The organism is Desulfopila sp. IMCC35006 (genome assembly GCF_005116645.1).
GTDB lineage: Bacteria > Desulfobacterota > Desulfobulbia > Desulfobulbales > Desulfocapsaceae > Desulforhopalus_A.
The window spans coordinates 569,127-588,275 of sequence record NZ_SWCM01000001.1; the positions used below are offsets into that span (position 1 = coordinate 569,127).

Genomic DNA, 19,149 nt, shown 5'->3' on the forward strand with positions numbered 1-19,149 from the left:
AATATGATGTTCAGTGCAAATATCGCCTGTTTCCTTCCGGTGTGACTCTTAACGGTTTCGTCTGCTGCGGCGCCATTTCCATATCCATCTTCATACCGGATATATCACTGTCGAGATCCGGCATCGTTGTACCGCCTACATGATCCATCATGCTGGTTCCGGCCAGGATCTGGATTGCACTGTCTATCTTAAAATTGCCGTTCACAACCACCTTTTCACCCTCCAGCAAGCCTTCCCGCACGACATAATACCCCTTGGCCCGTGGGCCCAGGAGGACCTCCCGGCCTTCATACGTCCCCGGCTTGCCCGCCACCTCGACATAAACCACCGCCCGTTTACCGGTGATCATCGGCGCGGTTTCCGGTATCGCCAGCATCTTGTTCTGCTCTCCGCTCTGTCTGCTGTCCACCCGGTACCCAGGGGTCAGTGAGGCATACATAGTACCGCGGACCAGCATCCCCGGCTTTAATTTTCCCTGATGGGCAGGACAAAGGACCCCGACCCTGAAGGTATGGGTTGTATCGTCAAAATAAGGCTCCAGGTATATCACTTCACCAGTGAAGATCTCACCCGGATAGGCATCTGAACGAAATTCAGCCTTCTGGCCCAGCTTGATCCAGGGCAAATCGGATTCAAAGGCATCAAACATCGCCCACACATATCGAGGATCGGCGATGGTAAAGACCGAGTCCCCGGTGTTGAGGTACATGCTTTTAAACGCATCCTGTTTCTGAACAATGCCGGGTATCGGGGTTTTTTCCGTTCTGATACCGGTTGGCCATCCCCGAGCAATTATCCCGTCAACCTCGGCTTCAGTCAGGCCCAGCGAGCCTATTTCACGTCTTACTCTTGCGACCTCCGCCGTGATCGCCTGTTCCTCTTCTTGAGCGATTGTCTTTTCCCCGTCAGCTTTGGCCGGCTGCGCCGCAGACGGCCCCGTTCGGTCTCGCCTCGCAGGAGGTGGACCGCTGGGCTTCCACATCCACGGCTGGACCCACTGCTTGAAACGTTGCCCTCCGGCCGGGCGTGTTGCAAGAAAGCCGGGAAGCTTTTCCAAGGCCGCAAACAGTTCCTGTTCCAGAAAATACAGTTCGACCGAGTACAGATCAAACAGGGCGTCCCCGGTGTTAACCGTCTGTCCCGCACGTTTGACGTAGATTTCGTTGATCACCCCCGGCGCAAAGGCCGTCACCTTGTACTGGTAGGCCGGGTCATACTCAACTCTGCCGAACAGCCGAACCTCCGCCACAACCGCCCTTCTTTCTACCGGTGCGACCTGAATTCCGGCGGCCCTGACGTCCTCTTCAGCAAGCTTCAGCCGGGGCGGACCCTGCTTATGGTTATGCCCATGATCTTTCACCGCCACCAGATCCATGCTGCACACCGGGCACTTACCCGGCTGTTTCATCGGCGGCACGCAGTTCATCGGGCAGACGTAGACCGTTGCCTCTTTTTGCATCGCCGGTGGAGGCTGGGCGGCCTGCTCCTGAGCTGCAGTCTGCATCATGTCGGCGGAGTGGGTTACGTTTGCTTCCTGTTCGCCGAGACCCTTATCATCGCTACGCGAGGCGTATCCAGTGATGACGCAGATCAGCACAGCTGCCAAGCTCGTTATCAGGATTTTTTTGGATCCTAAATATTTTTTTACAGTTTCCATAATCCTCTTGGATTCACCCTTCGAGCACAACGCTTTGATGTCAATTGTCTATCGTCGTTCTGCATCGTTAGAAAAATTAAAATAAAACCCCTTTTGCTGGCATATACAATCCGGATTGTATCCATATCCCATTAATCTCTCAAGCGTTTCATTCAAATCGACCACTTGTAGGATCGCAATTTATGTTCCACCGAATTAAACACATTTTTATCAATAATATGGGAAGATAGACCGTCCTCCAGATCTCCGGTTGACACGATGTTCATATCCATCGACAGGGTAGATTCAATGCGGAGATATCAGCCGCACTCCATGAATTGCCGGTATTCCTGTCAACGGCTACAACCTCAAATACAAAGTCAGGGAGCCCTCTGTGGTAATGGCCTGTATGGATGGCAACTGCGCTCACATCGTTCACTTCGACGGCAAAGGTGGCGTTCGAGGTGAAATACCTGCGTCCACCAGGGTTATGGCGACCAAGGCAAAATCGACATACAAGGTGATTTTATAGGTATCAAACCCGGTAAGCAGCGCGGTGGACTGCGGCCTGGTCCCGGTGGCAAACGAAATTTTTTGGTTAGCGAGCCCCGATGCTCGAAAGAAGGCTGGATCATTGTAGCCGTCTTCACCATTGAGCTGTGGCATCACTTCAATTTCACCGCCGGCTCCTCCCGTACTGGCAAGCAATTTGACTGTGAAGTCGGCAATATCAAAGACGTTTCCATCAACCCGACTGATGGTGATTTCTGCTTTACCAACCGGACCTACAGTTACAGCCTGCGCCTCCACTCCCTCTGGCCATGCGACTCTGACAAGACGACCGGCCCCGCCGCTAAATAATTTGTCCCGGGTAAAGGTGAATAGATAACCGTTGCTGCAGATGGTATCGAAAGTATCGCCAGACTCAACTAGTGTCGCAGTCTGAGTACTGGCAAAGAAGAAAATTGTCCCGGCGTTAGCACCAACTGACCACATGATTGAGACAAATAACAACAGTATCACAGCTTGCATCTTTGCCTCCTCGTAAAGTAAACCGGTGGCTCGGGCCTGGTTCTCACAAAATGGGGCTGGCCAACTGCGCCAGCCCCTGTTCTGGGTTAATGCTGCTTCACTGTCCGATCCGCAGCGACGTTTAACTACTGAATATCAAAGGCATCGATATTCTGGTTATTGTTGGTGAGCCCCTTGGATGTACCGTCGAAGTACACCGACCAGGTGCCATTGTTATAGTACACGATGTCTTCGTCCTGGACGTTCCCAAGACCTGGCACGTTGGTATTATTGCCACTGAACGACAGGTAGAAATGCGTGGCATCAACATATTTCAGGCCGTCGACGTTGGCATTACCCGGCAGCCCGTTGACACTGGCGTCCCACACCCTGGCGAACGACGTACCGTTCCAGCGGTAAATGTCGGCATCGTCCGCCGCACCGCCAACTCCCGGCGGGTTGGTATTCCCGGCGGTCGAGAAGTACAGGGTGCCACCGACAATACTGATTGCATCCAGATCCTGGTTATTGTTGGTCATACCCCGGGCGGTGCCATCGAAGTATACCGACCAGGTGCCGTTACTGTAGTGAACCACGTCTTCGTCCTGAACGTTCCCGAGGCCAGGTACATTTGTATTATTGGCACTGAACGACAGGTAGAAGTCCGTGGGAGAAACCACAACCAGCCCGTCAACGTTGGCATTATTTGGCAGCCCGTTGACACTAGCGTCCCACACTCTGGCAAACGCCGTATTGTTCCAGCGGTAGATGTCAGCATCGTCCGCCGCACCGGTTACTCCCGGCGGGTTGGTATTCCCAGCGGTCGAGAAGTACAACAGTGGCAGAGCTGCCCCTCCCACGGTGACGGATTCAGAGACAGCCGACTGGGCTGTCAATTCCATAAACTCACCGCCGTAACCGATTGTGTTCTGAGCGACGACCCGGTACTGGTTTACTGTGTACCGGTCATACGTTGGGTCGGTATAGGTAGTGGCCAGGACAGAGCCGCCCGTCTTCGTGTTCGCCTGGTCGAGGGGGGACACAACGGTTCCCACTACCGGCCAGGTCGCACCGCCGTCCGTAGACCGCTGCACCAGGAACGACGTTTCATTGAGCGAGTTGTCGTTCCAGGACAGCGTCTTCGTCGCTTCATCAAATACAAGTCCGCCAGGCGCTACCGGCGGCAAAGCTACAGATACCGGCCGCATCATGTCCATCTCCTCATGGCTCAGGATATGACAGTGCCACACATACTCGAGGCCGAAATTGATGAGCTGGTTGGTTATCGGCGCGGTCGGATTGCCGTTCGCATCGACATTGTTGAAGCCCATTTGTGACCCAAGCGGCATCATGGGATGCAGCGGCCGGATACTGTTGGGCAGATCCCATGGCAGATCGGGGATGATCGGCCTGAGGGCCACGATGGTGTCCTCCAGCGGACTGACTCGGAGGGTATCCTTCCAGCCGAGTTCGGTGGGATCGGGTGGGCTGACGATATTGTCCCAGGTCACCCGGTTGAGCACCTGCACATCGTAGAGGTGCCAGTGGATCGGATGGGTGTCTACGCCGTTATGGGTGATCCTCCAGATCTGCGTCCCATCAGCCGAGCTGATCGGGCTGATCGGGGTCATGGTCGTGATGTTGTTCTTCGGCAGATTGGTGGCGTCGAACATCTCCGTCGGTGGATTGACGAACGGGTAGAGGATGATATTCTGCCCGGCCGGTGTGGCCGGCACGGCCTCAACACCGATATTTGCCGTCATCCTGCCAAACTCGTCGAAGGCCGAGGCGTTCATCTCGTCGTGGATCGCCTTTGGTTCGACCATGATCTGCAGCTTGCCTGTTGGCGCCAGCAAGGTGTTGAAGCCGAAAAGGGTTCCACCCTGGTCTGCGATCCGGAGATAGCCATCACACTTGGTGCTGGTGCTGCCGCCGTTGCAGTAGCCGGCGGCGGGGAAGTTCATGCCGTAGGCCGAGTTGTAGGCTGCCTGCCCGACGATAATCGGATGCTGGCTGGACTCGAAAACTCCCGAACCGTCCGCCTTGTGCTTAAAGGCATTGGCAAGCGCAGTGAAGTTGAAGGTGGGTGCCGGAGTTGTAGCCGCAACCTTCACCTGCATGATGGTGCGGGTGTTGGGGCCGTAGCCGGGCAGGATAGGAGGAGCACCGACCGGGGTCAAATCCGGGGCGCCGGTATAGTAATCATAGCTGGCGACCCTCGCCGGGAAGGCTGCGGGTGCGTCATTGTAGAGGATAAGGGTCTTGCCGGCGAACTGCGAGAAGTCGACAATGACGTCGAACCGCTCGGCGGGCGCCACCAGCAGTGAGTGTTTATCCACGTTGCCGACATTAAACACAGTCGGGTCAATGATCCAGGTGGTCGGCTGCTGACCGTCCACGACCACCGGGGCCGGCAGAAAACCGCCCTCGGAGCCGATCACGATCCAGTCGGGACCTGGCAGACTGACACTGGTGTCAGGCGTCGGAAAGATGTTCGGATCGATCTGGGCGGCTGCCAGCTCGGCAGGATTGAGAGCGACCTCAGTGGCACCGATTGGAACACCCAGCGTGTTGAGGTCGGTGCTGGCGGTGTTGGGATCACCCACATACCACTGAAAGTTGAAGAACCGATCGTTGGCTGCGTTCAGAATACGCAGGCGATAGGCCTTTGGCTCCACCGTAGTGGTAGGGTAGGCCGTGCCGTTGACAATGGGCGTATCGTTGAACTGTTCCATGCCGACGGAGACGTTCGGTGTACCAGGGATCAACTCCGGTTCGCAGAACGGGTCTGTCTGGTACTGCCAGGTGGCAGGATCGTTGATGTTGCAGGTTCCGGTATAATACGGATTGGCGATAGGTCCGTACGGTGGTGTTGCCGGAGGCCAGAACCACGGTCCATACATCCAGCGGCCGAAGGCACTCATGCCCGTTGGGTCGCCAGGATTCTGGGCCGGCATATAGACATGGTGATACCAGAAGTTGCCCATGCCGCCCCAGCTGGTGGAATCCCAGGTCGGGTCCTGCCAGGCGAGCTGCTTAACATCCGGGACAAAAGTCCGATCCTGGATTATCAGCGGGATCTGAACGGCCGGGATGATCCCGGTATCGATGAGCTTCTTCTCGGTCTTGTCGGCGATCAGGTAACCCGCGGCCTCGCCAGCATAAACACCGAGACGGGTGATGCCCCAGGCGTGGTCATGGTAGAACATCAGCCGTGCGCTCTGCTGGTTGGTATAGTAGTAGGTCTGGCAGCCATCGCTTGCTGCCGAACAGTCAGGCACTGTGACGCCGTTAGAATACGTAGCGCCAACCATATCCGGAACGTTTCCCACGCTCGCACCCTCAGGGTAAGAGTTGGGGGCATTTTTCACAGCAGGACTGATCCACTGGTGCGGGGTCCCGTCGCTGATCCATGGGGTGATGCCGCCATGCAGATGCAGCGTAGCCCGGTTATCCTGGAAGCAACTGACATCACTTGGATTGTCGGTACACCACGGATTGCGCACCGCATCCATAACTGTGCCAAGGTTCTGTGGGGTAAACAGATCCATCGGAGAGTTCGGGCCAGGACCCGAGCCCATGATGGTGGCGTCCTTGGGCAGGAACAAGTCCCCTTCCCCGCCTTCCGGCAGGAGATTATAGAAGACGATTCGCACCGGGCGATCCTTCTGTGTCGAGATGACCGGACCCAGAAAGTGGGGATTGTCAACCGCGATAGCCGGACTGCCGTCAGGCATCAGGGTTTGGGTGGTAGTGCCATCGACCAGGGCTGTCTGTAGGGCGACACCCTTACTCCAGGAGGCGTTGGCCGGAGTCTGGAGTTGGACGTATTCGCGCACCAGCGTCGGTGGCAGGTCGGAGTGCATCTGCTCCCGGGTCTGCACCAGGGCGATCACATAGTAATCGGCATCACTCTCGAACCCATTGGCCGTCGTGAAGGTTGTAGTGTCCGGCACGGCGAGCGGGAGATACTGTCCCAGGGCGTTCGGAACGCAGCTACCCGCGATCGAGGGGTTGCACAGTAGCGGCAATTCATCCTGGAATTTCTTAATGCCGCCGACGGTAAGGTAGCCGGAACCCGGGTCGGTGACGGTAATCGCAGTTACTGCACCAGAATCGGTGTAGGCCGTGGCCGTTGCGCCGGCGCCCAGGCCACCCACAGCGCTGTCGCTAATAGTTACTACGGGGGCGGCGGTGTAGCCGTTGCCGAAAATGTTCATGGCGATAGTCTGTACCGCAAGCGTTGCTGTCGCCGAGGCTCCTGATCCGCCGTTGAGAATCGGATCATAGAGTGTACCATCACGAACGATGACGTTCGGCGCGTACGAATAGCCGGAACCAGGGCTGTCCACAACGATTGAAGTGATGTTGCTGCTCGCATCGAGCACGGCATGAGCTGTGGCTTTGACTCCATCCGGTCCGTCCGGCATATCAAAGTCCACGGTCGGCATAACCCAGGGGCCCGTTCCTGCATCCGTCAGATTGACCGCATCGACGCCGCCATAGACAGTGGCTGTAGCCGCAGTCAGAGGCGGAACGCCGGACATGTCAAGGACATTTGCTGCGATGGAATATGTTCGATCCTGGGAATAGACCGGGTAGGCCGCGCTCCCCACCGTGATAGTGGATCCCGAGACGGGTGCAGCAGGGGCCGGATAGCTGAGGGTATCTGCTCCTCCTCCCGTGTCAAGCGGAATGCCCTGGCCATAGAAGGCGATGACGTCACCTGTGGTCACCATGACATCGGGCACCGGGATACTTATAATATCACCAACAGGGTCAATGGCTGCCGGTACGGTCTGCAGGCCACTGTCCCAGGCCACGGTATATTCGTTTGGAACGCCAGTTGTTTTCAGGATGTAGGCATGGAAGAGATTACCCGCAGATGGATTGGGGCTTGAGCCAGTCGTCGCCTGGTTGAAATACTCAATCGACTGAACCACGCCGCTGGCCGGCATTGTTGCCGGCACGACCACTAATACGGGCCCAAGGACGCCTGGCCCAGTCGCATAATCGGTGGCAAAGGTCCGAGCGATTGGCGGATTGCCAACCTGCACCAAGGTTCCCGTTCCCCCGCCACCCGAGATGTCCACAACAGGTGTGGTGTAGCCATTCCCAGGAGTATTAACAAGGATGGAAGTGACTGCACCCGCCGTGGTTATTTCAGCCATTGCTAACGCGCTGGTGTTCCCTCCAGCGGCATCGGTAATCGCCACAGTTGGAGGCGTCTTGTAGCCTGAGCCGGGGTTGGTAACGGTGATGCCGGTAATGGTGCCACCTGGGCCAACTGAAGCCGTGGCCGTCGCGCCCGTTCCGTCGCCCGTGATTGTCACGGTGGCATCAGGCAAAGTAAATGGGCTGTTGGCCCAGTTCGGGAAGGGTCCATAGTAGTGCGGAACCTTTGTTTGGTCCGTCGGTCCTGCAGGGACTGCCAACCTCGCGGGTGACGCCAACGTTGAAGGTGCTGCTAACATTGTGGGTGACGCCATCATAACGGCACTGGCCGCCTTTTGCAGTGCGGTTTGCCTGCCCGTCTTGCTGGGGATCGGTTTTTTCGTGGTGACTTTTTGCTTTTTCGGATTTTTTGGCGCTGCCTGGGCGGGTGCTGTAGCCACTGCCAAAGCCAAGGCCAGTACAAGCATCAGCACCGGCAGCGGATTCATCCATCGAGGAATCTTGTGTTTTGTCATTTTAACACCCCTTAGAACTAGTTTGGAAAATTGTAACCGCCTCATTAACAAAGGAGCATCTCTCAATCCTGCGGCTCGATTTGCTAGAGACCATCATTTCGCCCCGTAGACTCTGACCAAAGAGAGTCTGTTCAATTTCAGTCGTATTCTGGCAACTGTGCCGGAAGGGCAGAAGCCGACCCCGAAACAATCCAACACTGGTTTTTTTTTCCTGAACTGAAATTTCGCAGAGAAACCCTGACAGATGAGTATTCAGAGCGCAATATGCCACAGGAAGCAGCATATATTAGTATTCACTTGAGCAATATTCGTTCCGATTTTAAAATAATAATTATTATTTATATTCTGCATACATATACTACATTGTATCAACTGGTCCGGACAAAGCCATCCATTTTTCCGGAAAAGCAGCTCGCTTTTACGGAAAACATTACCCTGAAACACGTGGTTTATCTTACTGAACATATTGTTTTTTTAGGACTCGTCGCTTGGCGTGGAAACTCTCGCATGCTGTTTCAAAGCGCAAAACTGTCAGAATGTGCGAATAACAAAGCCGTGGGGAATGTGCAGCTTTTATCATGCACACCCAGCCCTCTTTGCCTTCACAGTTTTGCAGCGTAACAAAGGAGCTATGCTTACAATCGCAGAAAGTCTGTTTTGTCGTTGAGATATAATGGAGATTCTATTCTGCTTTTTAATGCTAGGCAAAATTACCACGGCTCTTGAAAAAAGTTTAAGAAGCTTGCACCCTTTCTGACCAGATTAATGACCTTTTCCTCAAAGGCTTAAAGCCACAACCTTTAAAGGCTTAGCTTTCTTCGATTTAACTACCGGTGCAGCCGGTGAAATAAATGGACGCGTCTGTCCTCTCTCAATGCGAGCACTGCTTTTCTGCTGGGAGCTACACATATTGGACCTTGAGCAATTTCGGACGTTGGTTATTTGCCACGTCATGACACAGGACGACAATTTCACTTTGATCGTCGTCCTGTTATTTCGGGGTAAATTTCATCCAGATGTCTATCTCATCCTGGTTTGTGGTTATTTTGGTGTCGGCAAAGCATTTCTTGCAGAGATGAATCATGGCCGTGTTTTCCGGCAATGTGGTGGCAAAAAACCCCTTGAACCCATTTGCCGATGCGATCCTTTCCAGTTCCATAAAGATATAGCGGGCAATGCCCAGATTTTGAAAATCTTCCCGCACCACGAACGCTACTTCGGCCCAGGTCGCATCCATTTTAGCGTAAGTCCCGACAGCCACGACCTCTTTCGTATCCCTGTTCGGCACAAGACCTATCAGGGATATATTATTCCGGTAATCAATGGTAGCCCAATCACGCTGTGCCATTTCCCGCGAAAAGATGGTGACGACATGAAAAAAACGCATGTACACCGTCTCTTTCGTCAGGGAATAAAAGAAATTGCGGTAGGCGATTTCATCTGATGGCAGAAGCGGGCGCAAGGACATGGTCTTGCCGTTTTTCAGTTTTATGCGGCTCTTGTATTCCTCGATAAAGATGAGATCTTCGGCCAGGGGCGGCAACTGATCGGGGAAGATATAACGATTTTTTTTCGCCTCCTCGATAAGGCTCTCCCTAAAATCCGGATGGGCAATCTGGCAGAGCTCGATGACTCGCTGACTGATGCTTTTCCCTTTCAGCTGCGCTATCCCAAACTCAGTCACGACAAAATTGACATCGGCGCGCAGCGTCGCCACGCCTGCTCCGGCACTGAGGTTGGCAACTATGCGTGAGACCTGACCGCCCTTGGCCGTTGAGGGAAGAGCGATGATCGACAATCCGCCTTTTGACAGGGTCGCGCCACGGATGAAATTCGCTTGATCTCCGGTTCCGCTAAAAAATTGCCGGCCAACGGAATCGGAACACACCTGCCCCGTCAGATCGATCTCCAAGGCAGAGCTGATAGATATGAAATTATCGTTTTTGCCGATTATACCTGGCGTATTCACCCAATCTGCCGTCCCAAAATAGAACTGGATATTGTTGTCTATATAATCATAGGCTACCCTTGTGCCCATGCAGAATGTCGCCACCGCCCGGCCGGTCATGAAATTTTTATATTTGTTGGTAATGACGCCCTGTTTGATAAGAGGAATAAAGGCATCGGAAATCATGTGGGTATGGATACCAAGATCGTTCTTGTTGCCAAAATACTGCAACAGGGCGTAAGGCATATGGCCATACCCGACCTGCAGGGTGCTGCCGTCGTCAATCAGGTCTTTTACGTACTGAGCGATCCGGCTTGCCGTCTTCTCGTCCACCGTTTCCTGATCGATACATATCAATTCCTCTTCAAATGGAACCAGATAGTCGATATCCTTGACATGGATGAATCCATCGCCATGGGTTCGAGGCATGCGTGGGTTGATCTGGGCAATGACTGTTTTCGCACTCTTCACTGCCTCCAGGGTGACATCGACGGAAACGCCCAGACTGGCAATACCAAACATGTCTGGGGGGCTTATCTGGATGAGTACCGTATCGATGACAATCTGTTTATTTTTGAAAAGCTGCGGCAGTTGTGAAAGATAGGTTGGAATATAATCAACCTTCCCTTCAAACGCGGCCTGCTGCATATTAACCGGTACAAAAAAGAGTTTTACCGAGAAGCGCTGCAGAAAGGTCTGATCGTTGAGATAATCGGCAAGAGTATGGGCCAGCATCTGAAAGACCATGATGTCGTTCATGTTTTGATTGTTGGCCAGGGTATGGATAAGATGCTGGGGTTCGCCGCACCCCGAACCAATAAAAACACGACTGCCATTTTTTATGGTTGCTATTGCTTCTTCAGCCGTAACTACTTTTCCCTTCCCCCCGTTGACGTTGCTCATTTTTCACGACCTCCCTTACCCCGTTGGCATGTTGAGCATGCAGGCGGTAAACACTCCAGATGTAACGATCCATCCATTGCCAGGCCAGCGATGTTCTGCAGAGAGGCGAAAGCGATCCTCAGCCCGCTCCGGGAATCCTTTTTGCAAAAGCAAGATAGGTAAAATTTTGCCCACTCACCGCAGTATCTCCACTACGACATTGGGTTGCCAGCCGTAAGAGTCATCCAGAGACTGACGCCGGCAATCAGCATATTCAGGCCAAAGAACACGCCAATGAGCCAGGCTGTTCCGGCAGCTCCAGACAGAATAAGAACCAGACCGAAGATACCGGTAATCACATGGCGCAGTTGCCACAGGACGGAAGGTTGACCGGTATGCTTTTCTGCCAGCCACCCCATGGCACCGGAAGCCATCAGGCCGGTTCCTATAATCAGTCCGGCGACAGAGAGCGTCAGTTTTGGTGTGGTTAAGAGCAGAAAGCCCAGCAGAACGAACAGCCAGGGTGCCAATTTTGCACCCGAATCTACACCCAGCCGGGCAAGCTGCCAGTTATAAGCAACACCCAGGATGCCGCTCGCCAGAACTGCGCCACCAAGAATAAGGACAGAAAACAGACCGAAATAAAATGGCAGAAGTATCGCCAGCACCCCAATCAGTATCATGATCCGCGCTGCCATTTTAGCATGAGCGAGAAACTCATCCGGAACAGGCGAATAGAGTTGCATGAATTTACCTCAATTTTTTAAAATTACATTCCTCAGCGCCAGCCAATCGGCTGGTATCCTTTGTCGCGCAGACACTGTTCAACAAATAGCCGATAGACCTGGGTTGGCTCCGAAGCCTTGAAAGCCCCGCCAACCAACGCTGCGGTGGCGGCCCCGGCACCACCGATAGCGGCACCGCGGCCGACACCTGTACTCGAAGAAATTGCGCCGACAACCGCACCCGTGGCTCCGCCAACGGCGCCGGCTTTGGCCGTATTCGCAACAAGTTCCTCACCCTTGCCCGCATTGGCTCCGCTTGCCTCTGCAGCTTGCATGCACGCCCTGATGTCGGCATCGGCCTGATACTGACCGACTGTATTCAGATATTGATTGGGATAGAGCACCGGTTTCTTTGCGCTGGCGCAACCGGTAAAAGTCAGCATTGCCAGAAACAGCAGCATACCAGGAGTTGATCTCATTGCCATACCTCCACAAGTTGATTCCCTGTCAGATATTCTAATCGCTCTGATCGATTTTTCCACTCCTGGTCGTGGCTTACGTATTCGCTCCGGCTTCTTCAAGCAGCCCGTTTAACAACCATAGCCGCCCCTGTCCAGCACCGCAAGATCCTTACGATCCTGGATAAGCAGGCCCTTTGTCCGCCGATAAACAGGTACAGCAAACGCCTGTCCATCACCCGGAGGTCGGATAAAAAATATCGTAAAGTTGCTGTATTCCCTGCAGAAGCCGCAATGTCGGCCGCGAAACCTCCTTCTCATCGATTAAAAACACCCTTCCCTCCCGGACGGCTTTGATCGACTCGAATCCCGGTTCTTCCAGGATCGTCATTTTATCCACCCGATTCATTCGCCCATTCTGAGCGAGAAAAATATCGATATCACCGGCATGGGAGAGTATTCTTTCCTTGCCGTAGTCGGCAATATTGCTCGAGCGTCTCGGAATGGCATCTGTTGCAATATTAATTCCTCCGGCACTTTTCAGGGCAAAGAGGGAAATTGAATCGGGAGAGAAGGTCCGCATCATTTCGTGGATGGCCTCGAAATAGACTTTGGGCCTTTTGTCCTCTGGAATAGCCTTAAATTTCTTGCGAACCTGAGCCAGTCCCGAGGTGAATGCGTCAATCATCGCTTCCGCTTCCTGTCGTTTTCCGGTCAGCTTCCCCAGGTCCCGCCAGTAGGCATACATTTCATCGATAGTGGTCGGTTGCAGGGAAACAACGGTTATCCCGACTTTCTGCAACCGGGTGAAGAGTTCGGGATGCCGGGCCTGCAACATCGGGCGGATTAACACCAGGTCAGGACGGGCGGCAATGAATTTCTCAATATTTTCGCTGCTGAACTCAGGTTTGGCAGTGATTGCCGGCGGATAATCGTCATCTCCCGACCTGCCGATGATTTCCTTATCCAGTCCAAGGCTTGCAAGATTTTCGGTATGGGCACCGTAAAGTGAGATAATCCGGGTAAAGGGACGATCGAAGTGGATGGTTTTGCCGCTGAGATCGGTGAGTTCGGCGGCCATTGCCGTATGCTGCAGGATGATCGGGATGAACACGAGAAACAGCGTGCACAGCCAATGTGAAAAAAAGAGAGATGCAGGGCAATGGCGAGGGTAATGACCTGATGTTTTGTTAAAGCGCATAGAGAACTCCAAAGTATCTGGTGTGAAAACGCACATCATTTCCGTCTTTTATTTGAGGGTAATTCCATAGTCAACGGCGGTCTGGGCCAGGTGGTCGACAAAGACATCGGCAAAGCCGTCTTGTTCCCCCAGACCTTCCATGATTATCGTCACCTGGAAGCCATTTTCTGTAAGCACTGATTTCAAGCTCTCCGGTCCCTCTCCTGCCATATCGTTATTGGCATGATCGCCGGCAACGCTCATAAAGGGCTTGAGCAGGACTTTCGTCACCTTGTCTCTTTTCATCTGGTTCATGACAGATTCAAGATTCGGAAAACCTTCCACCGTGGTGAGGTAGGTTTTCGTCTCCGGGTAGCGGGAATTCATCACATCAACCAGCTGCAGATATGAGCCGCTTGATGGAAAGTAGTCATTACCATGCCCCATGTAGAGGAGGGCCGATCCCAATTTCTGGGCTTTCTCGATGTCACCGGCCAGTACCCCGGCCACCTGCCTGATATCTTCTTCATAGGGATGTTTTGGGCCCATGGTTCCCAGGGCGGGACGACTGACAGCCAGCCTGAGAAAAGGCCGGTTTTTATCTTTTATGGTAGTGATTGAATTGAGCCCTTTGATATACGAGACAAGATCAAGATACTCTTCACCGAGGGTGAGATGTCCCGGTTGCACGAGGATAGTGGCAAAGCCCTCATCCTGGAGATCAGCGATAGTTGCCAGCGGTCCCTTGACATAAAATATATCTTCCGGGACGGAAGGGTTCTCTTTCTTAAAGGCGTCGTCGTGCTGCCGTTTATGCCAGGTCTTACGGATCATATTCGAGGTGAAGGCAAGCCTGATTTCGGTTCCGGGAAATCTTTTCTGCATCCGGTCCCGGATATGCAATATCCCGGGAAGGGCACGGGGAACGGTAGTGCCAAAGGTAGCTATAACGATAGCATTGGCATTGTTTTCGGGTTTTTCAGCGGCGAGAACAGTCGAGAGGGAGATGAGAAGGCAGAAAAAGGTAAGAAGTGTACAGCTGATCAAACGTTGCATGGCACCTGCTCCTTTAAGTCGGTCTGGGCAAAAAAAATCCCGGACCAATATTAAAATTGATCCGGGATATCCCAAACTACCCGAAATTCCTTATCATATGATCAGTCCACGATACTATGATAACACCACTCAGGCAGGTCTTCTGACTTCCGGATCATCCTTCTCCTGCGCCTTCCCATTTAGCATCGTCTTTTTACAAGACTGGTAAACAGTGGCAAAAAGCAGGAGTCGTCCCCGATTACAGCGGCGGGCCCGTCTTCGAATTACACGAAGTTCCCTCTTACACCGGCAAATACCAGTCAGGGTGATTGCCGGTACCTGAGCTTCTATACATGCGCAAGTAATCTAATTTCAAAAAATTTGTCAATCACTATCAGTACGATTCGGTTAGAAAACTGCAGCCCCAAAATTAAAACATCGTTGCGCCGCTTGTAAAGAGGAGATACGTATCTCAGCCAATCACAGAGTAAAATTGGCGTTAAATTCCCTGCAAGGTGATCTATCGATTCGATCAGCTCCGAAAACATCATGTATTACCAAGGGACACAACCGCTTTTTCCAGCATGGCGATCGCCGTCTCATATTGCCCGGCCTTGAAACGCAATTGCAAAGCAGCCTTGAGCATATCCATGGTCAACACTTTATTCTGCTGAGCCAGAACAGCCAAAGCAACCAGCGCCCAATCCTGAGACTTTATTTTTTCAGCCTTGCAATCAATCTCGATTATGGATGCCTGACATGACGGCAGTTCAATGCCGGAGGCTTTGATAACCAGTGCTTCCGGTGCCAGATGTGCCAACATTTTCTTCCGGCGATTGACGCCTTCCGGTGCCAGGGCAATAACGACAGAAGGATTTTGAATTCCGGTATATTCAATTTCGGTGTCGGAAATGATAATATCGGTCACGGAGTGGCCCCGCATGACGGTAATCGGATAGTCGCTCTTCTGTGCCGCATGACATCCCGCTGCAGCGCCTGCCAGACACAGCAATTCACCGGCGGTAATAATACGTTGGCCGGCACTTCCCAGTACAACCACTTCCATGCGGCCCGACTGCGGGGCCGTGCACGACTTTTCAATCCGGACCGGTTCGCCTGCGGGGACAAGCTTCGCGGCCTCCTGCCGGTAAGCCCTGCCATATTCCGGGCGGGCATTGCTGATCTTGTAATCAGCCAAACCCGGAAGTTTAGCCAGATCAGTTTCGATATTTTTGGGGGTAATCTTATTGCGGCGGGTGTAACGGCCGGGACAAATCCCCCAGATATCGAGCAGAGAAAAACCATCAAATGACAGGGCCGCTTCCAGGCCATCCACCAGCCCTTTATCATATGTGGAGATGCGGTCTACATACGCCGCTCCCGCGGCCCCCGCTACCTGACAAATATCAATGGGCTTTTCCAGCTTGTTTAAAAAGCCCGAGCCCACCTGCGCATCCTGGGGAGTCGTCGAAGAGCACTGGCCGCCCGTCATACCGTAGTTAAAGTTATTGAGGACCAAGAGCGTCAGGTCAATATTTCGCCGACAGGAACTCAACACATGGGCACCGCCGATGCCAAGGCCTCCGTCGCCCATGGTCACGACCACCTTTAAATCCGGCCGGGCCATCTTGATCCCGGTCGCATAGGTGAGGGCCCGGCCATGAAGACCATGAAAAGCGTGGGTATTAAAAAACGTGTCGAACAGGCCGGAACATCCGATATCAGAAACCATAACGATATCTTTTCCGGAGAACCCCATCCGCAGCAATGCCTGATCCAGGGCATGCAGAACCTGCTCATGGGAACATCCAGGGCAGAACACCGGGGGACGATTGCTGTTGAGTAGACTATCCATGTTGAATTACCTCCTGAATCTGCCCTGGCTTGATCAGCTCTCCATTCATCTGCCCTATAAAGTCGATTTTTTTATCGGTCAACACCCGCTGCAATTCCCGGACATACTGACCAAGATTCATCTCCGCCACGACCACCCGCCGATACGACGCAGCCTTCTCCAGAATCAGCTGTTCGGGGACGGGCCACAGGGTTTTCAGGACCAGCAGGGATGCCTTTGCGTTGGTGTGCTGAACTTTTTTCACCGCCGTCATGGCCGCACGGGCGGTTACCCCGTAGGTAATCACCAATGTCTCGGCGCCCGGCACCTGATATTCGTCGTAGTAAGTAAAGGAGGCGATGTTTCTGCGGAGCTTATCATCCAAGCGCTGCTGGATTGCACCTATTTGCTCCGGATCGGTGGTAATGTAGCCGTCTGTTCCGTGGGTTGAAGAGGTCTGCCTAACCAGACGTTCGCCGCCGATAGGCAGAAAATCCGGCACCAGCTGGTCTTCGTGCACGCCAAAAGGCAGAAAGGGCCGATCCGCAGCAGCAGTTCGGCGATCGATTGTCTGCGGCAGATCCAGTGCATCCAGATCAATCGTCTCGCGAGTCATGGAGACCTCCTTGTTGGCAGCCACAAAAACCGGACACCTATATTGCTCGGCCAGGTTAAAAGCCTGCATGGTGAGCGTATAACAGTCCTTTACATCCACCGGCGCCAGTACGATTACCGGCAGCCCCCCGCTGTTGCTCCATTGCAGAAACTGGATGTCCCCGTCGGCTCCTTTGGTGGCGGAGCCGGTGGACGGCCCCAACCGTTGTACATCAACAATCACAAGGGGAATTTCACTGCCGATGGCAAAGGAAATCTGCTCGCTGTAAAGACTGATCCCCGGACCGGAAGTAGCAGTCATTGCCTTCATACCCGACATCGAGGCGCCCAGGCAAAATCCTATGGATGCAATTTCATCTTCCCCCTGAAGGCATACACCACCTTTGGGGGGCAGGAGTTCAAGCATGGTATTGTAAATTGTTGTTGCCGGGGTAATCGGATAACCGGCAAAAAAATTACAGCCAGCAGCCATCGCTCCCCAGCCGATTGCCTCGTTTCCTTCCATTAAAGTCAGTCCCATGATATTCCATTCATTATTTTTTATCTGGATCAGTCACGCGTCAGACGAATCAAAAAATCGCAATACCTGCAAAGGCAAAAATACTTCGTCAATCGAGTATAAAGCAAGTGCCATGAATGAACTCCGGATAGATAGAGATAAAATATTACAGCTTTCGTAATTCCCCTTTTCTTACATCTCATTCTTATATCTTCGCGAATCGACCCGCACCCACCGACACCATAATCTCTCGTAAAAACATAACTTTGTCAATGAGAGATGTTTTTCCGTTGTCAAAAAAAGGTCATACAACCCGAACCTATATTTCCTATCTACACCCCATTCTAAAAATGGGTATAGTATCCTTGCGCCTCCGGCACCTAAAGTATAGCCTGAACAAGAGAGAACCAACAGCTCGTTGCAAAGCAGTCTTCTCGCGTGAAGGACCTGATGATACTGAGATCGGCGGTGCTGTTGGCAGCGAGAAAGAAACCGGCGGCGGTCGAACAATCTTTCGCCTTCATGACGCGCTGCAGACCATCTCGCATGAGCCGTCTTAATAATGGGAAAGATGGAATGAAAAGCGTATGATTTTACAAAGGAGTTGCCTGAAAACAGCTTGATGTATTAGTGTCGTTCTGTGGTTGAAAAATGTTGATGCAGACCGATCAAATATCAGCTTTATAACATCTATCAAAGGCGACCTCCCCTTATGTTAACCGGATACGTATTTATTCTCGCAGCTGCAATAAGTTGGGGGTTTATCGGCATCTTTTCTGCGGTGGCCTTTTCACAGGGACTCGGCCCGATGGAGGTTGCTTTCTGGCGCGCCATCCTGGCATGGTGCTGCTTTGGCGGTCAGGCTTTTTGGTGCGGACAGACGAAAGTGAAAAAGCAGGACCTGTCTCTCCTTGCTTTTTTTGCGGTCTTTGGCATCTCTTTGTTCTATATCTCTTATCAGTATGCAGTCAAATCAGGCGGAGCTGCGTTTGCGGCAGTTTTGCTCTACACGGCACCAGCCTGGGTCGTGGCCTTTTCGTTTCTTATGTATCGGGAAAAATTGACCGCAATAAAGATCAGCGCAGTGGTACTGGTCATGACCGGAGTCTACCTGATCTCCAGATCTGGTAATGCTGGAGGATCCGGTATTGGACCATTGGCACTGATTTCCGGACTTGTCTCCGGATTTTGTTATTCTCTCTATTACACAGTGGGAAAATACTTTTCAAAAAGATATTCCTCTGCAAATCTCTTCCTCTACGTGTTGCCTCTAGGTGCTCTTGGCATCTTTCCTTTTGTCACTTTCGTCGACAAAACACCTTTGGCCTGGGGGGCGCTGGTAGGCGTAACGGTAGTTTCGACATTCTTTGCGAACTATTGCTATTACAATGGCCTAAAATACCTGGAAGCAGGCAGAGCCTCTATTGTTGCGACCATTGAACCGGTGGTGGCAGCGGTGGCAGCCTATCTGTTTTTAGGTGAGTATTTTACCCCGCTTGGTTATCTGGGGGCTGGACTCATTCTTACAGCTGTTGTCGCCACTGTCTGCGAAAAATAGCATGCCGGCCCGGAGGGTCGCAGCGCTCATGGCTATCTTAAATAATTATCTTTTTCAGGATCGAATAATTTAGAGGAA

The 19,149-nt window shown here is 52.8% G+C and carries 12 protein-coding genes and 1 riboswitch; of the genes, 1 reads left to right on the forward strand and 11 read right to left on the reverse strand.

Going from position 1 to position 19,149, the window contains the following annotated elements; all coding sequences use genetic code 11:
- Window positions 1-10: 10 nt before the first annotated feature.
- The 11 genes from FCL47_RS02540 to FCL47_RS24290 all read right to left on the reverse strand — a co-directional run bounded on the left by FCL47_RS02540 (window position 11) and on the right by FCL47_RS24290 (window position 18,037).
- On the reverse strand, window positions 11-1,657 hold the full coding sequence (locus FCL47_RS02540; protein WP_136811877.1) for an efflux RND transporter periplasmic adaptor subunit: 1,647 nt from the start codon (window positions 1,655-1,657) through the stop codon (window positions 11-13).
- A gap of 414 nt (window positions 1,658-2,071) precedes the next feature.
- Complete coding sequence (locus FCL47_RS02545) at window positions 2,072-2,668, reverse strand: hypothetical protein (protein WP_136811878.1); 597 nt, start codon at window positions 2,666-2,668, stop codon at window positions 2,072-2,074.
- A 125-nt stretch (window positions 2,669-2,793) separates the two neighbouring features.
- Window positions 2,794-8,337, reverse strand: coding sequence for a multicopper oxidase domain-containing protein (locus FCL47_RS02550; RefSeq protein WP_205747185.1), 5,544 nt, complete (start codon window positions 8,335-8,337; stop codon window positions 2,794-2,796).
- Between the two features lie 991 nt (window positions 8,338-9,328).
- Window positions 9,329-11,188, reverse strand: a complete 1,860-nt coding sequence (locus FCL47_RS02555; RefSeq protein WP_136811879.1) for a bifunctional acetyl-CoA hydrolase/transferase family protein/GNAT family N-acetyltransferase — start codon at window positions 11,186-11,188, stop codon at window positions 9,329-9,331.
- 191 nt (window positions 11,189-11,379) lie between these two features.
- The gene (locus tag FCL47_RS02560) at window positions 11,380-11,913 is read right to left on the reverse strand and encodes a DUF308 domain-containing protein (protein ID WP_136811880.1); all 534 of its coding nucleotides are present in this window, start codon (window positions 11,911-11,913) and stop codon (window positions 11,380-11,382) included.
- A gap of 32 nt (window positions 11,914-11,945) precedes the next feature.
- Window positions 11,946-12,371: a cell envelope biogenesis protein OmpA gene (locus FCL47_RS02565; protein WP_205747186.1), complete on the reverse strand. Its 426-nt coding sequence runs from the start codon at window positions 12,369-12,371 to the stop codon at window positions 11,946-11,948.
- Between the two features lie 214 nt (window positions 12,372-12,585).
- Window positions 12,586-13,551 carry an ABC transporter substrate-binding protein gene (locus FCL47_RS02570; protein WP_136811882.1) on the reverse strand — a complete coding sequence of 322 codons (966 nt, stop codon included), beginning with the start codon at window positions 13,549-13,551 and terminating at the stop codon, window positions 12,586-12,588.
- A 48-nt stretch (window positions 13,552-13,599) separates the two neighbouring features.
- Window positions 13,600-14,586: a sirohydrochlorin cobaltochelatase gene (locus FCL47_RS02575; RefSeq protein ID WP_136811883.1), complete on the reverse strand. Its 987-nt coding sequence runs from the start codon at window positions 14,584-14,586 to the stop codon at window positions 13,600-13,602.
- Window positions 14,587-14,700: 114 nt separating this feature from the next.
- A riboswitch (cobalamin riboswitch) is annotated at window positions 14,701-14,923 on the reverse strand.
- A gap of 189 nt (window positions 14,924-15,112) precedes the next feature.
- Complete coding sequence (locus FCL47_RS02580; RefSeq protein ID WP_136811884.1) at window positions 15,113-16,420, reverse strand: thiamine pyrophosphate-dependent enzyme; 1,308 nt, start codon at window positions 16,418-16,420, stop codon at window positions 15,113-15,115.
- Window positions 16,413-17,534, reverse strand: a complete 1,122-nt coding sequence (locus FCL47_RS02585; RefSeq protein WP_136811885.1) for a transketolase C-terminal domain-containing protein — start codon at window positions 17,532-17,534, stop codon at window positions 16,413-16,415. Before FCL47_RS02585 ends, FCL47_RS02580 begins: the two co-directional genes overlap by 8 nt.
- A 359-nt stretch (window positions 17,535-17,893) precedes the next feature.
- Window positions 17,894-18,037 carry a hypothetical protein gene (locus FCL47_RS24290; protein ID WP_153306344.1) on the reverse strand — a complete coding sequence of 48 codons (144 nt, stop codon included), beginning with the start codon at window positions 18,035-18,037 and terminating at the stop codon, window positions 17,894-17,896.
- Between the two features lie 188 nt (window positions 18,038-18,225).
- Between FCL47_RS24290 and FCL47_RS02590 the strand changes: the two genes are divergently transcribed.
- Window positions 18,226-19,071, forward strand: coding sequence for a DMT family transporter (locus tag FCL47_RS02590; RefSeq protein ID WP_136811886.1), 846 nt, complete (start codon window positions 18,226-18,228; stop codon window positions 19,069-19,071).
- The last annotated feature ends 78 nt before the right edge of the window (window positions 19,072-19,149 follow it).